The sequence below is a fragment of the Nocardioides alkalitolerans DSM 16699 genome, from assembly GCF_000426525.1.
In the GTDB taxonomy this organism is placed as follows: Bacteria; Actinomycetota; Actinomycetes; order Propionibacteriales; family Nocardioidaceae; genus Nocardioides; species Nocardioides alkalitolerans.
Genome location: NZ_AUFN01000010.1, coordinates 1064828 through 1079874, shown reverse-complemented (window position 1 = coordinate 1079874; position 15047 = coordinate 1064828). Strand labels below are relative to the sequence as shown.

At 74.7% G+C, this 15047-nt stretch carries 17 protein-coding genes; 13 read left to right on the top strand and 4 right to left on the bottom strand.

Annotated features, from left to right (window positions below; genetic code table 11):
• Positions 1–153: 153 nt before the first annotated feature.
• The 8 genes from K329_RS0105875 (at position 154) to K329_RS24910 (ending at position 6749) form a co-directional block, all read left to right on the top strand.
• The gene (locus K329_RS0105875) at positions 154–987 is read left to right on the top strand and encodes a siderophore-interacting protein (RefSeq protein WP_028472319.1); all 834 of its coding nucleotides are present in this window, start codon (positions 154–156) and stop codon (positions 985–987) included.
• Positions 988–1052: 65 nt separating this feature from the next.
• Entirely contained in the window at positions 1053–2165 is a 1113-nt protein-coding gene (dapE, locus tag K329_RS0105870) for a succinyl-diaminopimelate desuccinylase (RefSeq protein WP_028472318.1), read from the top strand.
• A 122-nt stretch (positions 2166–2287) separates the two neighbouring features.
• Positions 2288–3022 carry an LOG family protein gene (locus K329_RS0105865; protein WP_245596460.1) on the top strand — a complete coding sequence of 245 codons (735 nt, stop codon included), beginning with the start codon at positions 2288–2290 and terminating at the stop codon, positions 3020–3022.
• A 14-nt stretch (positions 3023–3036) separates the two neighbouring features.
• On the top strand, positions 3037–3390 hold the full coding sequence (locus K329_RS24920) for a DivIVA domain-containing protein (protein ID WP_052336398.1): 354 nt from the start codon (positions 3037–3039) through the stop codon (positions 3388–3390).
• Positions 3391–3406: 16 nt separating this feature from the next.
• A complete protein-coding gene (locus K329_RS0105855; RefSeq protein ID WP_028472316.1) occupies positions 3407–3826 on the top strand; it encodes a hypothetical protein in 420 nt (139 codons plus the stop codon).
• A 78-nt stretch (positions 3827–3904) separates the two neighbouring features.
• Positions 3905–4750, top strand: coding sequence for a M14 family metallopeptidase (locus K329_RS29375; protein ID WP_028472315.1), 846 nt, complete (start codon positions 3905–3907; stop codon positions 4748–4750).
• A gap of 178 nt (positions 4751–4928) precedes the next feature.
• A complete protein-coding gene (locus K329_RS30180) occupies positions 4929–5096 on the top strand; it encodes a DUF3117 domain-containing protein (protein ID WP_084540995.1) in 168 nt (55 codons plus the stop codon).
• Positions 5097–5099: 3 nt separating this feature from the next.
• Positions 5100–6749, top strand: coding sequence for a leucyl aminopeptidase family protein (locus K329_RS24910; RefSeq protein WP_245596444.1), 1650 nt, complete (start codon positions 5100–5102; stop codon positions 6747–6749).
• Positions 6750–6833: 84 nt separating this feature from the next.
• Here K329_RS24910 and K329_RS0105835 read toward each other — a convergent pair whose 3' ends face one another.
• Positions 6834–7409 (bottom strand): O-methyltransferase, encoded by a 576-nt coding sequence (locus K329_RS0105835; protein WP_425411467.1) that lies wholly within the window; start codon positions 7407–7409, stop codon positions 6834–6836.
• A 283-nt stretch (positions 7410–7692) separates the two neighbouring features.
• Between K329_RS0105835 and sigE the strand changes: the two genes are divergently transcribed.
• Genes sigE through K329_RS24900 form a run of 3 tightly spaced genes read left to right on the top strand, consistent with a single transcriptional unit; the run spans position 7693 to position 10667 of the window.
• Positions 7693–8475: an RNA polymerase sigma factor SigE gene (sigE, locus tag K329_RS24905; RefSeq protein WP_425411471.1), complete on the top strand. Its 783-nt coding sequence runs from the start codon at positions 7693–7695 to the stop codon at positions 8473–8475.
• Between the two features lie 4 nt (positions 8476–8479).
• Positions 8480–9019: a hypothetical protein gene (locus K329_RS0105825; protein WP_028472313.1), complete on the top strand. Its 540-nt coding sequence runs from the start codon at positions 8480–8482 to the stop codon at positions 9017–9019.
• Complete coding sequence (locus K329_RS24900) at positions 9003–10667, top strand: trypsin-like peptidase domain-containing protein (RefSeq protein WP_052336396.1); 1665 nt, start codon at positions 9003–9005, stop codon at positions 10665–10667. Before K329_RS0105825 ends, K329_RS24900 begins: the two co-directional genes overlap by 17 nt.
• A gap of 45 nt (positions 10668–10712) precedes the next feature.
• Here the strand turns inward: K329_RS24900 and K329_RS0105815 are convergent, their stop codons facing one another.
• On the bottom strand, positions 10713–10955 hold the full coding sequence (locus K329_RS0105815; RefSeq protein ID WP_028472312.1) for a helix-turn-helix domain-containing protein: 243 nt from the start codon (positions 10953–10955) through the stop codon (positions 10713–10715).
• 125 nt (positions 10956–11080) lie between these two features.
• On the opposite strand from K329_RS0105815, the gene K329_RS24895 reads away from it, so the two are divergent.
• Positions 11081–11776: a hypothetical protein gene (locus K329_RS24895; RefSeq protein ID WP_157571581.1), complete on the top strand. Its 696-nt coding sequence runs from the start codon at positions 11081–11083 to the stop codon at positions 11774–11776.
• Positions 11777–11780: 4 nt separating this feature from the next.
• Positions 11781–13124 (top strand): CpaE/TadZ family protein, encoded by a 1344-nt coding sequence (locus tag K329_RS24890; protein WP_084540993.1) that lies wholly within the window; start codon positions 11781–11783, stop codon positions 13122–13124.
• A 25-nt stretch (positions 13125–13149) separates the two neighbouring features.
• Here K329_RS24890 and K329_RS0105800 read toward each other — a convergent pair whose 3' ends face one another.
• On the bottom strand, positions 13150–14535 hold the full coding sequence (locus K329_RS0105800) for a hypothetical protein (protein ID WP_245596443.1): 1386 nt from the start codon (positions 14533–14535) through the stop codon (positions 13150–13152).
• Positions 14532–14996 (bottom strand): hypothetical protein, encoded by a 465-nt coding sequence (locus tag K329_RS0105795; protein ID WP_028472310.1) that lies wholly within the window; start codon positions 14994–14996, stop codon positions 14532–14534. The genes K329_RS0105800 and K329_RS0105795 overlap by 4 nt, the downstream gene beginning before the upstream one ends.
• Positions 14997–15047: the final 51 nt, after the last annotated feature.

Sequence of the window (15047 nt, the reverse complement as noted above, 5' to 3'; positions counted from 1 at the left end):
ACTGCACACGGGTCAGAACACGTGTGCAGTAGCTCGGACACCGCGTTACACGGGGGCGGGTGGACCTCAACACCCACCCTTGCCCCTCGGAGTTAGGCTGACCTAACTCGCGCTCCCGTACGTCGGCGCGCGTCCACCGACCGAGGAGTCACCCTGCCCGCCGCCACCCGCCTCACCGTCACCGGCTCGGCGCCGCTGACCGAGCACCTCGTCCGCGTCCGCTTCTCGGGCGACCTCGCCTCGTTCGCCGACAGCGTCGAGACCGACCGCTACGTCAAGCTCGTCTTCGAGCAGCCCGGCGTGGTCTACCCCGAGCCGTTCGACCTCCAGGAGATCCGGGCGACCTTCCCGCCCGAGCAGATCCCGGTCGTGCGCACCTACACCGTGCGCGACCTCGACGTGGCCGCCGGCACGCTGGCGATCGACTTCGTGGTGCACGGCGACGAGGGCGTCGCCGGACCGTGGGCCGCGACCGTCGAGCCCGGCACCGCGATCCACGTGCTCGGCCCCGGCGGCGCCTACGCGCCCGACCCGGCCGCCGACGCGCACCTCCTCGTGGGCGACGAGTCGGCCCTGCCCGCGGTCGCCGCCGCCGTCGAGGCCCTGGGCCCGGACGCCCGCGGCCACGTCCTCCTCGAGGTCGCCGGTCCCGGCGACGAGGTCGACCTCCCGGTGCCGGCCGGCGTCGAGCTGCGCTGGCTCCACCGCGGTACGACGGCGCACGAGGCCCCCGCCGAGCTGGTCGGCGCCGGCTCGCCGATGACGACCGCCGTGCTCGCGCTCGCCGAGTCCGCGTGGCCCGAGGGTCGCGTGCAGGTGTTCGTGCACGGCGAGGCCGAGGCGGTCATGCACCACATCCGGCCGGTGCTCAAGGCCCGGGGCGTCGCGAAGGCCGACTTCTCGGTGTCCGGCTACTGGCGCCGCGGCCGCACCGAGGAGGGCTTCCGGGTCTGGAAGTCCGAGCTCGCCCGCACCGAGGGCGACTGACGGGCCCCGGCGACGCCCGGGCGATCCCGCCCGGCTCGCCCGGCGGCCGGGGGGAGGCTGGTTGGATGGTGGCCATGCCCGACCAGCCCCTCCTCGACCTCTCCGCCGACGTCGTCACCCTGACCGCCCAGCTCGTCGACATCGAGTCGGTCAGCCGGGACGAGACGTCGATCGCCGACGCCGTCGAGGCGGTGCTCTCGCCGTACCCCCACCTGCAGGTCGTGCGCCGCGGCAACACCGTCGTGGCGCGCACCGACCTCGGTCACGCCGAGCGCGTCGTCATCGCCGGTCACCTCGACACGGTGCCGCTCAACGCGAACCTGCCCCACCGGCGCGAGCAGACGCCCGAGGGCGAGCTGCTCCACGGGCTCGGCACGTGCGACATGAAGGGCGGCGACGCGGTCATCCTCAAGCTCGCCGCCGAGGTGACGGAGCCGAACCGCGACGTCACCTACATCCTCTACGAGGCCGAGGAGATCGACGCCGAGTTCAACGGCCTGCGCCTGCTCGCCGAGTCCGACCCGGCGCTGATGGAGGCGGACTTCGCGATCCTCATGGAGCCGTCGAACGCGGCCGTCGAGGCCGGCTGCCAGGGCACGCTGCGCGTCGAGGTGCGCACGACGGGGGAGCGGGCCCACTCCGCCCGGGCGTGGCGCGGCGTCAACGCGATCCACGGGGCCGCCGAGGTGCTCGCCCGCCTGAACACCTACGAGGCCCGGCGCCCCGTGATCGACGGGCTGGAGTACCACGAGGGCCTCAACGCGGTCTTCATCCGCGGCGGCGTCGCCGGCAACGTGCTGCCCGACGAGTGCGTCGTCGAGGTCAACTTCCGCTTCGCGCCCGACCGCTCCGAGGCCGAGGCCGAGGCGTTCTGCCGCGAGTTCTTCGCGGGGTACGACGTGCGCCTGACCGACACCTCGCCGGGCGCGCTGCCGGGTCTCGCCGTGCCGGCGGCCGCCGCGTTCGTCGAGGCCGTCGGCGGGCAGGTGGCGCCGAAGTTCGGCTGGACCGACGTCGCCCGCTTCACCGCGCTCGGCGTGCCGGCCGTGAACTTCGGCCCCGGGGACCCGATGCTCGCCCACAAGCAGGAGGAGTTCGTGCCGGCCGCCGACATCGTGCGCTGCGAGCAGCAGCTGCGGGCCTGGCTCGGCGCACCGACCGAGGAGGGACGCGCATGAGCGACACCACCGGCCGCGAGGGCCGCAACGGTCGGGACGGGCGCACGCCCATGCCCACCGGCCCCGAGCGGGTGCGCACCGAGACGGTGCCGCTGCGCGACCGCACGAAGCGCCGCGGCCCGATGCTGCTGCGCCGCGGCCAGGTCGACCTCACCACCACCGACCAGCGCCTCCTCGACTCCGCCGGCGACGCCGACTGGGTGCACACCGACCCGTGGCGCGTCATGCGCATCCAGGCCGAGTTCGTCGAGGGCTTCGGCGCCCTCGCCGAGCTGGGCCCGGCCATCGGCGTCTTCGGCTCGGCCCGCACGCCCGTCGACCACCCCAACTACGCCCAGGCCGAGCAGGTCGGGCGCCTGCTCGCCGAGGCGGGCTTCGCCGTCATCACCGGCGGTGGACCGGGTGCCATGGAGGCGGCCAATAAGGGCGCCTCGGAGGCCGGCGGCGTGAGCGTCGGCCTCGGCATCGAGCTGCCCTTCGAGTCGGGTCTCAACGCCTGGGTCGACAAGGGCATCAACTTCCGCTACTTCTTCGCCCGCAAGACGATGTTCGTGAAGTACGCGAGCGGCTTCGTCGTGCTGCCGGGCGGCGTCGGCACCCTCGACGAGCTGTTCGAGGCGCTCACCCTGGTCCAGACGCAGAAGGTCACGTCGTTCCCGGTCGTGCTGCTCGGTACGGCGTACTGGCAGGGGCTGCTGGACTGGATGCGCGACGTCGTGCTCGCCGACGGCAAGATCCGCGCCTCCGACCTCGACCAGATCCAGCTCACCGACGACCCCGAGGAGGCCGTGCGCCTCGTGGTCGACCAGCTGGCCGACGGTACCGGCGCCCGCCCGTCGGGCTCCTACCCGGACTAGGCGGAGGCGCTCCCATGATGTGGGTCTTCGCCCTCCTGGCCGTCGCCGCGATGGCCGGCGTCGCCGCGGTCGCCGCCGGTCACGGCGACCCGCTGCGCGACGAGTACGTCGACCGGCCCGACACCACCGTGCCGGCGGCCGGCCCCGTGACGGCCGACGACCTGCGCCGCCTCCGGTTCCCGGTCGTGCTGCGCGGCTACCGGATGTCCGAGGTCGACGCGCTCGTCGAGCGCCTCGTGCGCGAGCGCGACGTCGACCTCTACCGACCGACCACCGAGGCCGTGCCCGACCCCGACCCCGCCCCCGACCGGGACGACGCCCCCGCGGAGGCCGGCGACGGCCCTGATGGCGACGCCCACCGGTCCTGAGGCACACTTTCCCGTCGTGCCCCTGTCGTTGACGGTCTACGTCCTCACCGCGTTCGCCACGCTGGTCGTGGTCGTGACCCGACGGCGCCTCCGCGCCGGGGGCGACCGGCACGGCCACGGCGTCTCCAGCCTGGTGCTCGGCGTGCACACGTGGGCGGGCCTGGCCGCCGCGGTGCTCTGGACCGTCTTCCTGCTCCTGCCCTACGACGGCGCCGTGTGGCACTCCCTGCTCGGTCTCGCCGGGCTCGGCCTCTGGTGGACGACCTCCTGGTTCGGCCTGCTGCTCCTGGGCCGCTGGCTGCCCTCGCGCGGCCGCCACTCCGACGACCGCGACGCCGGCTGGTTCGTCGGCCTCGGGCTCTCCCTGCTCGGCCACCTCGGCCTGGCCGCCTCGGCCGTCGCGTTCACCTGGGGCTACCTGACGAACGCGGTCTGAACCACCGACCCGTCCAGACCGGTCACGGGGGAGTCGAGACCCCTCCCGGTGGGGCCCCGCGCGTGGCACGATGCGGCGATGAAGCCTCGTCGCAGCACTTCTCGGGTCCGACTGCTCACGACGTCGCTGGCCCTGGTCAGCGGTCTCTGCCTCACCGCCCTCGTCGGGGTGCCGGCGTCGAGCGCGGGTCCGCGTCTCGTCACCCCGGCGCCCGCGGCCCCCGCGGTCACCACCGCCCCGGCGTCGTCGGCCGCCGCCACCGGCATCATCGGTCGCTGGTCGTTCGGCCGCACCGTCCGCGGCCGCGAGATGGTCGGCTACCACATGGGCAACCCGAACGCCGCCTTCACGGCCGTCGTCGTCTCCGGCATGCACGGCAACGAGGCGGGTACGACGCCCCTCGCGCAGGGCGTCATCGACCTGGCGTCGCGGGGCCGGTTCAGCGAGGTGAACCTCTGGGTGATCCAGGGCTACAACCCCGACGGTCTCATCGCCCGCGACCGGCAGAACGCCCGCGGGGTCGACCTCAACCGCAACTTCGACAACAACTGGCGCCCGCTGACGGGCAACTACTACTCCGGCCCGCGCGCCAACTCGGAGCCCGAGACGCAGGCGATGATCAAGTTCCTCACCCGGGTCGCGCCCGACGTGGTGCTGAGCTTCCACCAGCCGCTCAACGGCGTCGACGTCGACACCAAGTTCCCCAGCTTCGCGCGCAAGACCGCCGAGCTCCTGGCGCTCCCCGAGAAGCGCTTCACCTGCGGCGGCGTCTGCTACGGCACGATGACGGGCTGGTTCAACAGCCGCTTCCCGGGCGTCGCCCTCACGGTGGAGTACGGCCGCAACCCCGACCCGACCTACATGCGCGTGCACGCCGCCGCCCGCGTGGCGGCGCTCCTGCAGCGCTCGGCGGGCTCGGCCTGACCCTCCCCGACGGTGCGCTCGCCGGGTCGGTCGACGCACGCCGCGCGAGGTCGGTCGGTGCGGTGGACGCCAAACCTTCGCTGATGGGGGATAATGGCGGGAGCGAGCCGGCACGGGGGTCAACGGAGATCCCCAGCCGGCTCTTCGACGGCAGCAGCACGAGAGAAGAGGTGCACGGATGGCGGCGATGAAGCCGCGGACCGGCGACGGTCCGCTCGAGGTCACCAAGGAAGGGCGCGGCATCGTGATGCGCGTGCCTCTCGAAGGAGGTGGCCGGCTCGTCGTCGAGCTGAACGCCGAGGAGGCGGGAGCGCTCGGTGACGCCCTCAAGGACGTCGTCGCCTGAGCTGTGTCGCTCCCTGAACCCCTGCCCCTCGACGGTCTGCCCGAGCAGGCGCGCTGGCCGCGCCTGACCCGGACCGACTCTCTGGGCCACGAGCTCGACGCCCACCCCGTCCCCGAGGTCCTCGTTGTCCCGGTGTTCCCGCCGCACGACGAGCCGGCCCCGACGACGGAGCCCGACGACGACCCCGGTGCCGCCGCACCCCCCGCGCTCGTCGTGGGACCCGGCGGCGCCGAGGTCGCCGAGCGGTGGGGCGTCGACCTCCTGGCCGTGCTGGAGGCGCACGGCGCCTCGGGCACGGCGGGGGAGGTCACGCGTCACCCGCTGGTCGCCCCGACCGACGCGCCCGACGCAGGAGCCACGCTCCTCGTGCTCGTCGGCGTCGGCGCGGGCCGTCCGGCCGACTTCCGGCGTGCGGGCGCCGCGACCACCCGCGCCGCCCGCGGCCGTGACCGCGTGGTCACCACCGTCGCGGCCGCGGCCCCCGACGCGGCGACGCTCGAGGCCTACGTGGTCGGTGCCGTGCTCGGGGCCTTCGCGTTCGCCTGGACCCGCGAGCCGTCCTCGCAGGGCCCCGTCGCCGAGGTGCTCCTCGCGGGCCCCGCGTCCGGCGACGACGTCGACGCCACGATCGACCGGGCGCAGGCCCTCGGCCGTGCCGCCTGGACGGCCCGCCTCCTGGCGACCGTCCCCTCCAACCTGAAGTCGCCGGCCTGGCTGGCGTCGCAGGCGGTGGCGGCGGGCGACCAGGCCGGTCTCGAGGTCGAGGTCTGGGAGAACGACGAGCTCGTACGACGCGGGTTCGGCGGCATCGTCGGTGTCGGTCGGGCCTCGGCCACGCCGCCCGTCCTCATCCGCCTCGACTACACGCCGCCCGGGCTCTCCCGCGCGGCCGCGCGCCGTACCCCGCGGGTGGTGCTCGTCGGCAAGGGCATCACCTTCGACACCGGCGGCCTCTCCATCAAGCCCGCCGACGGCATGCGCACCATGAAGCGCGACATGACGGGCGGGGGCGTGGTCATCGCGACCCTCGCCGCGCTCGCCGCCGTCGGCTGCCCCGTCCGGGTCACGGGCCTGGTCGCCACCGCGGAGAACGCGATCGGCGGCGACGCCCTGCGTCCCGGTGACGTGCTCCGCCAGTACGGCGGGCGCACCACCGAGGTCACCAACACCGACGCCGAGGGCCGGCTGGTGCTCGCCGACGCCCTCGCGTACGCCGTGGACGAGCTCGACCCCGCGGTGCTGGTCGACGTGGCCACCCTCACCGGTGCGGGCAAGGTCGCGCTGGGCCAGCGCACCGGCGGGCTGTTCGCCACCGACGACGCCCTCGCGGGTGCCCTCCTCGAGGCCGGGGCCACCTCGGGCGAGCCGCTGTGGCGCCTGCCGCTGGCGGGGGTCTACGAGGAGAAGCTGGCCTCGACGATCGCCGACGCCGACAACGCCCCCGGCGGACCGGGCGCCATCACGGCCGCCCTCTTCCTGCGGCACTTCGTGGGCGACGTGCCGTGGGCCCACCTCGACATCGCGGCGGTGGGCGACTCGCCGGCCGACGCGCACGAGTGGTCGTCGGGCCCGACGGGCTTCGGTGCCCGGCTGCTGCTCACGTGGCTCGCCGGCCTCGACCCGTCCGCGCCGCTGGGCCCCCGGGCCGACTGACCCGGAGCGATCCCGCCGTACCGGACCGTCGTGCCGGACCGCCGTCCACCCCGACCGGACCGGTCGGGCTGCCGCGGGCTCGGGTCAGGCGTGCTTCTTGGCCGCGAGGAGTCCGTCGCCGACCGGGAGCAGCACGGGCGTGAGCTCCTCCGACTCGGCGACCGTGCGCACCAGGTCGCGGATCGCGAGCGTGGTCTCGTCGCGCTTGGCCGGGTCGGCGACGCGGTCGTGCCACAGCGCGTTGTCGAAGACCACGACGCCGCCGGGCCGCAGCAGGCGCAGCGCCTCGGTGAGGTAGGCGGCGTACTCGATCTTCTCGCCGTCGCACAGCACGAGGTCGTAGTGGCCGTCGGTGAGGCGGGGGAGCACGTCGAGGGCGGCGCCGGGGATGGAGCGCACCCGCTGCGAGGGCACGCCGGCCTCGGCGAAGGTCACCTTGGCGAGCCGCTGGTGCTCGGCCTCGACGTCGACCGTGGTGAGGACGCCGTCGGGACGCATGCCGCGCAGCAGCCACACGCCGGAGACGCCGGTGCCGGTGCCGATCTCGACCACCGAGCGGGCGTCGAGCACGGCGGCGAGGAAGCGGAGCGCCGCGCCGGCCCCGGGGCTGACGGGCACGACGCCGACCTCCTCCGCGCGGGCGCGCGCGGCGACGAGCACGTCGTCCTCGGCGACGTACTCCTCGGAGTAGGTCCAGCTCGCGGGGGTGATCGGGGTGGTGATGGTGGGCCTCCTGGGTGCGGGTCCGGCTCCTCGAACTCTAGTGCGTCCACCGCCCCCCGGAGGCCCGCGGCGCGGCGGGGCGGGCGCCGCTTTGAACGGGAGGCCGTTCCCAGGAACACTGGGCGGCGCTCACAGGTTCCTTTCAGCAGCGGTGACTAGCCTCGGGCAGGTCGTCGCTCTCGTGCGACCGGCACGTGTGAGGTCCGCGTCGAGCGGGCAGATCGCAGCACGGCGCGGCCCCGGTGGAGGGGTCGCGGTCAGGCAGCAGGAGGAGGACGCAGTGACCGAGGTGTCGCCCACGAGCCACGCGAGTCCGAGCAGCGGTGCGTCCGGCCCCGACGCCGGCGGTGTGCCCAGCTGGGACGAGGTCGTCGCCCAGCACTCCGACCGTGTGTTCCGCCTGGCCTACCGCCTCACCGGCAACCGCCCCGACGCGGAGGACCTCACGCAGGAGGTCTTCGTCCGCGTGTTCCGCAGCCTCGACTCCTTCACCGAGACCAGCACGGGCTCCTTCGAGGGCTGGCTGCACCGCATCACCACCAACCTCTTCCTCGACCAGGCCCGGCGTCGTCAGCGCGTGCGCTTCGACCAGCTCTCCACCGAGCGCGCCGACCAGCTCGCCGCCCCGGCCCCCGGCCCCGCCGCGGCCGTCGGCGACCGCACCTTCGACGACGACATCGAGCACGCGCTCGCCGAGCTGCCCCCGGACTTCCGCGTCGCGGTCGTGCTCTGCGACATCGAGGGCATGTCCTACGACGAGATCGCCGACATCGTCGGGGTGAAGGTCGGCACCGTGCGCTCCCGCATCCACCGGGGGCGCACCCAGCTGCGCGCCCTCCTGGCCCACCGCGCTCCGAGCGCGGGCCGCACCCGCTACTCCGGTCCCCGGACGGCGCCCCTCCCGGTCGTCGTGCGCGACGCCGCGCAGGCGGCTGCCCGACGCGTGGCCGACAGCGCCGACGGCCTGATGGGCCCGCGGGTCTCGGCGACGGGTCCGCGGTGATCCGATGACGATGCTCGGACACCTCGGCACCAAGGTCAGCGACCTGCTCGACGACCGTCTCGGCGACCGCGACTCCGCGGCCGCCTGGGCCCACGTCGACGGCTGCGCCACCTGCCAGGAGCTCGTGGAGACGGAGGCGTGGGTCAAGAACACCCTCTCCGGCCTCGGCTCCTCGCCCACCTGCGCCTCCGCGAACCTCAAGGACAGGCTCGCGAGCGGGCCGCTGCTGGCGTCGTACGCCGAGGCGACCCCCGCGTGGAGCCTGCCCGAGCCCGACGACCACCGCCGCAACCGCTGGACCCTGGCCGCCCTGGGTGGCGGCGCCGCCGGCGCCGCGGTCCTGGGCATCGTCGCGATGGGCGTCGTGCCCAGCCACGCCCCCGTGACCGACCGCCGCTCGCCCGTCACCAGCATCCGCCAGGTCGCGGACCAGCTGCGCCAGGCTCCGACGGGTACCGCGACCACACGGAGCGCCCCCGGGCACCTGGAGAGCGTGGGCGCCCGCACCGAAGGGACGACCTCCGACCATGACCAGCCCGAGTGACCCGTACGGCGACCGCGACCCGCAGGACCCGTCCGCGCAGGACCCGTCCGCGCGCGATGCGGGCGACCCCGGGACGAACGCCACGCAGCCGCTGTCGTTCCAGCTGAACGACCAGGACGCCGAGCGCCCGGCCGAGCAGCCGTCGCAGGGCGAGGAGCGGCCGGCCACCGCGTCGTACGAGTCGACCCCGCCGCCCGTCGACCACGGGGCCCCCGCCCCGTCGGCGGCGCCGATGCCGGCGTACGGCGCCGGCTGGACCCCGCAGGAGCCCGCGGCGGCCCCCGACCGGCAGGGCTCCTACGAGCAGCAGCGCCCCTACGACCAGCAGGCAGGCGCGCCCGACGCGTTCCCGCCGCCCGGCGCCCCGGCGTCGAGCGTCCCGGCGTACGGCCAGCACGCCGGCGGCTCCCACGCCGCCGAGGGCGTCGGCTTCCTCGGCGGGGTCGGCGCGGCCGGACCCGCCGGCACGCCGTCCCGCGCCGAGCGCAAGGCGGAGAAGAAGCGGGCGAAGCGTCAGCGTCGGTCGCAGACCCCGCGCGGCCGGGTGCCGGGCTGGATGTGGCCCGCCGTCGTCGTGCTCGCCCTCGTGGTGGGCGCCGGTGGCGGCGCGCTCGGCAGCGTGGCCTACGAGAACCTCAACGACGACGGCTCGGGGTCGGGATCGTCCGACACCTCGCTGCCCTCGGCCCCCGGGGTCGACGTCTCGACGACCCCGCCGCTGAGCGAGGACAACACCTCCGTGGCCGCGGTGGCCGAGCGCCTCCTGCCCAGCACGGTCCAGATCTTCGCGTCCGGCGGCGGCGAGAGCGGCACCGGCTCGGGCTTCGTCTTCGACGACGACGGCCACATCATCACCAACGACCACGTCGTGGCCGCCGCGGCCGAGGACGGCGAGATCGAGGTCGTCGGCACCAACGGGGTGCGGTTCTCGGCCGAGGTCGTGGGCCGCAGCTCCGTGTACGACGTCGCGGTGCTCGTCGCCGACGAGGCCCGCGACCTCGAGCCCGTCTCGTTCGGTGCCTCCCGCGACCTCGTCGTCGGTGAGGGCGTCGTCGCCATCGGCTCGCCGCTCGGCCTGAGCTCGACGGTCACGTCGGGCATCGTGAGCGCGCTGAACCGGCCCGTCACGACGGGCAGCTCGGCCGACGACTCGTCGTACATCAACGCCGTGCAGACCGACGCGGCGATCAACCCGGGCAACTCGGGCGGTCCGCTCGTGGACCTCTCCGGCCAGGTCGTGGGGGTCAACTCGGCCATCGCGACCACCGGCGGCACCAGCGGCGCCACCGCCGGCAGCATCGGGGTGGGCTTCGCGATCCCGGCCGAGCAGGTGCTGCGCACGGCGGGCCAGATCATCACGGACGGCGAGGCCAGCTACCCCGTCATCGGGGCCACGGTGCAGACCGGCGGCGAGCAGACCGGTGAGGGCGCGCGGGTCGACGACGTCAACGGCGGCAGCCCCGCCGACGAGGCCGGCCTCGAGACCGACGACCTCATCACGGCGGTCAACGGGCAGGTCGTCACCGACGGCATCGGCCTGATCGTGGCCATCCGCACCTACGAGCCGGGCGAGACCATCCAGCTGACGGTGGTGCGCGGCGGCGACGAGAGCAACGTGGACGTCACCCTCGACGCCCAGACGGGCTGATCCGGAGGGGCTGAGCGGGCGCACCGACCCCGGGGGGCGGGCGGGTCACACCTCGGTGGAGCTGTCCGCCTCGACGTAGGGGTGGGCGTCGACGAACTCCCGCGTCTGGGTGTACATGCGCTGGATGTAGGTCTCGAGCTGCTCGCTCTCGACCCGCCACTGCCCGCGCCCGCCGATCTTGATGGCGGGCAGGTCGCCCCGGCGCACCAACGCGTAGACCTGCGCGCTCGAGGTGTTGAGCACCTCGGCGACGTCGGCGAGCGTGAGGAAGCGGGGCGTTCCGGCCATGGTCCCTACTCTGCCACCGAACCGGGTACGTCGCCCGCACCGGGCCCGTCGGCTGTGGACGAGTCGGTGACCGAGCTGTGGAGAGACACGTGACGGCGCGGGCCGTCGCGGTGATGATGTCTCCCGTGAGTGATCTCGGGGGTGCACGACCAGCAGTCCGTACGACGACGCCGGGCTGGCGCGACCCACGGCTGTGGGTCGGGGTCCTGATCGTCGTCGTGTCGGTCGTCGCCGGCGCGCGGCTGTTCGCCTCGGCCGACGACAGCGTCGCGGTGTGGGCGGCCGACACCGACCTGGTGGCCGGGTCCGCCGTGAGCGCCGACGACCTGCGGGTGGTCCACGTGAGGTTCCGCGACGGCGACGACCTCGAGGGCTACGTGCTCGCGGCCGAGGCGCCCGACGGCGATGCCCTGCTCACGCGCGACGTCGGGGCCGGCGAGCTGCTGCCGTCGGGGGCCCTCGGGTCCGGCGACGACGCCGACGTGGTGCACGTCCCGGTCCCGGTCGAGGGGGTCCGGGTGCCGCCGTCGGTGCGGGCGGGCAGCGTGGTCGACGTCTGGGCGTCGGGCGACGCCCTGACCTCGGCGCAGGACGGCGCCGGCGACGGCTCCGGGTCCCCGGGCAGCGAGGCGCCGTCCCCCGGCGCCCTCCTGCTCCTCGAGGAGGTCCAGGTCGTGGAGGCCCCGTCGGGCGACGCCCAGCTCGGCAGCACGAGCGACCGCCAGCTGGTGATCGCGGTGCCCGACGAGCAGCAGGACGCCGTCGGTCCGGCGCTCGCCGCCATCGCGACGGGCGTGGTCACCGTCACCGTCCGGGCGTGACCCCGTGATCTGCGTGCTCGTCGTGGGCTCCGGCGCGACCTGGGAGTCGCCCGTGCTCACCGCCCTCGGCTCCCGCGCCGACCTCACCGTGCTCAAGCGCTGCGTCGACGTCAACGACCTGCTCGCCACCGCCACGCTGGGACAGGCCGACGTCGCCGTCGTGGGCGTCGACGCGCCCGGGCTCGACGCTGCCGCGGTCGAGCACCTGCGCCGTCACCGCGTCCGGGCGGTGGGCGTCGTCGAGCCGGCGACCGGCACCAGTCCCGAGGTCGTGCGCGCCCGGGCGGCGCGCATCGGCGTGCGCTCGTTGGTCCGGGCCGACGACACCGACGGGCTGCTCGCCGCCGTGGCCGCGGCCCCGGAGCCCACCGCCGTGCGGTCGTCCGCCCCCGGCGGCGGGGGCCGTCCGCCGTCGGAGGTCTCGACGACCACGGCGCCGGCGGTCGCACCGTCCGGCCGCCCCCGGAGCCCCGACGGGCTCGACGGTCCCGACGGGGCCGCCCCGCCGGACGACCAGGGCTCCTCGGGTGGCCGGGCCGTCGCGGTGTGGGGCCCCGCCGGCGCTCCGGGCCGTACGACGGTGGCCGTCACCCTGGCGGCCACGCTCGCGCGCCGGGGCGAGGCCACGCTGCTGGTCGACGCCGACCCCTGGGGCGGCACGGTGGCCCAGCAGCTGGGCGTGCTCGACGAGGTGTCCGGCCTGCTGACGGTCGCCCGCAACAGCGCGGCCGGCGACCTCGAGCAGACCTGGCTGGGCGCCACCCGCACCCTCGAGCCCCACCTGCACCTCGTCAGCGGTCTGCCCCGGGCCGACCGGTGGGCGGAGGTGCGGCCCGACGCGGTCGAGCACCTCGTCGAGCTCGCCCGGGTCGCCGGTCACGTGGTCGTCGACACGGGTTTCTCGCTGGAGGAGGACGAGCTGGCCGACCTCGGCGGACGCCCCGCCCGCAACCAGCTCACCACCTCGACGCTGGCCGTGGTCGACGAGGTGGTGGTGGTCGGCAACGCCGACCCCGTCGGTCTCGCCCGCCTGGCCCGCGGTCTGGGCGACCTGCGGGAGGTGGTGGGCCCGACGCCGGTGCGCGTCGTCGTCAACCGGATGCGCCCCACCCTGGGCTGGTCGGAGCGCGACGTGCTCGCGATGGTCCACGACTTCGCCCGACCGGCGTCGGTGCACTTCCTGCCCGACGACCGGGCGACCACCGACAAGGCCCTCGTCACCGGCCGCCACGTGCTCGACGGGGGTGACTCCCCGCTCGTCCGGGCGGTGGCCGAGCTGGCCGACGCAGTGGTGCCGACCGGCGCCCCGAGCACCGGACGGTCCCGCCGGGCGCGTCGCCGGCGGTGACCCCGCCGTACGGCGGTGCCCCGCGTCAGGAGGCGAACAGCAGGTAGAGACCGCCGGCGGTGAGGGCGATCATCAGGCCCAGCATGGGCAGCTGGCCGGTGAGCTGGTGGTTCTTCGGCAGCAGCGCCAGCGAGCGGTCGTGGGAGGCGACGGCCGCCACGATGTGGCCGACCACGACGCCGCCCACCTGCAGGAAGGCGAGCAGGCCCACGTTGTCGGTGAGGAAGTACGACGCTTGCAGGTCGGCCGTGCCGAGCAGGTTCGAGCCGTTCGCCAGCGGGTCGCTCATGTAGATGACGACCTGCTGGCCGTACTCGAAGAGGTAGGTCAGGTAGTGGGCGCCGATGTAGCCCACGATGATCGGCACGATCGAGTGGCCCATCTGGGCCGGCATCCGGATCCGGGGGATCCCCGCGTCGCTGCCCGTGGCCGCCGACGCCGCCGCGAGCAGCAGCCCGACCAGCACGACGAGGCCCAGCAGGGTGACGTTGAGGATGAGGTCGGAGTCGATGGTGGTGTCCTGCACGAACCGGATGAACGGCAGCGACTCGCGGAACGAGTCGAACGCCGTGCTGCCGAAGAGCACCGCGACGACCGCGGCCAGACCGGGCACGGGCACGATCGTCGAGAGGTTCGCCAGCGGGCTGCGGACGAGCAGGGTGCCATGGTCGTCGCGGCCCCAGATCGAGAGGTGGCCGACGAGCGTGGAGTAGACCTCGAACGGGTCCGCGTGCTCGTAGAAGCGGTTGCCGAACACCGCGCCGCCGATGAGCATGATCGCGAAGTAGGCGGCGAGCCAGAGCCGCACGCTGCCTGTCTCGACGCTGCTGACGCTGACGAGCTCGAGCCACACGAAGGCGTAGAGGCCGACCGCCGCCGGCCAGTAGCCCACCCAGGACGGCAGGTCCCGCATGCCGTGCTCGGGGTCGGTGCCGGCCACGCGGGCGAGCGCGGCGTTGATGGCCCGGACGGGGCTGAACGCCCGGTAGAACCGGCCGAACAGCAGGGAGGCCGGCACGATCCCCACCCACAGCAGCACGTAGAACATGCCGAGCCCCGGGTTGATCGTGAAGTTGGGGCCCGCGACGAGCGCGAAGAACAGGTAGGCGAAGAAGGCCACGCCCAGCAGGCGGGTGACCACCGTCGTGGCCGGGTGGTCGGTGACGACGGCCACGCGCCGTACGAGGTCGGGGCGCCACGGCGCCATCCGCGTCGTGCCGGGGGTGGGGCCGTCGTACCGCGGCCGGCGCCAGGCGACGGCGAGCACCGTGAACGAGGCGGCGAGCGCCAGGACGGAGCCGAGCACGACCAGCTCGAACGGGATCGGCAGGTCGGGGTTGTTGCCGAGCCCGCTGTGGGCGACGACGATCGAGCCGGAGTCGGTCACGGCGGAGGTGACGGCCGACGTCACGGGCGGACGTCGATGCGCACCAGCAGCCGCTCCGGCTCGTGGAGCTCGACGTCGACGCTGCTGGGCGTGTCGATGGTGACGGTGTGCTCGGAGGTGCCGGCCTCGGCCTCGATGGTGAACTCGGGCGACGAGTGCCCGTGGATCTCGGCCGGCACGTCGGTGGTCACGCGGAAGACGATGGGCTGCCCGACGGTCGCCTCGAGGCGCTCACCGTTGGGCCGGACCTCGCCACCCTCGATGGTCACGTCGACGACCAGGGAGTCGGCGGTGTCGCTGCTCCCGGGCGCCGACGGCGCGGTGCTCGCCGAGCCCGATCCGCCGGAGGTGCTCGAGCTCTCAGAGGAGCCGTCGGACCCGGTGTCGTCGGCGTCGTCGGCCTGGCCGCCGCAGGCCACGAGGCCGAGGGTGAGGGCACCCGCCACCAGTGCGGTCGCCGTGCGGCGGTGGGGTCGTCGGGTCACGTGTCTCTCTTTCCTCGCGCGCGGCGCTGCCGCTGGCCGGCTCTGACAGAA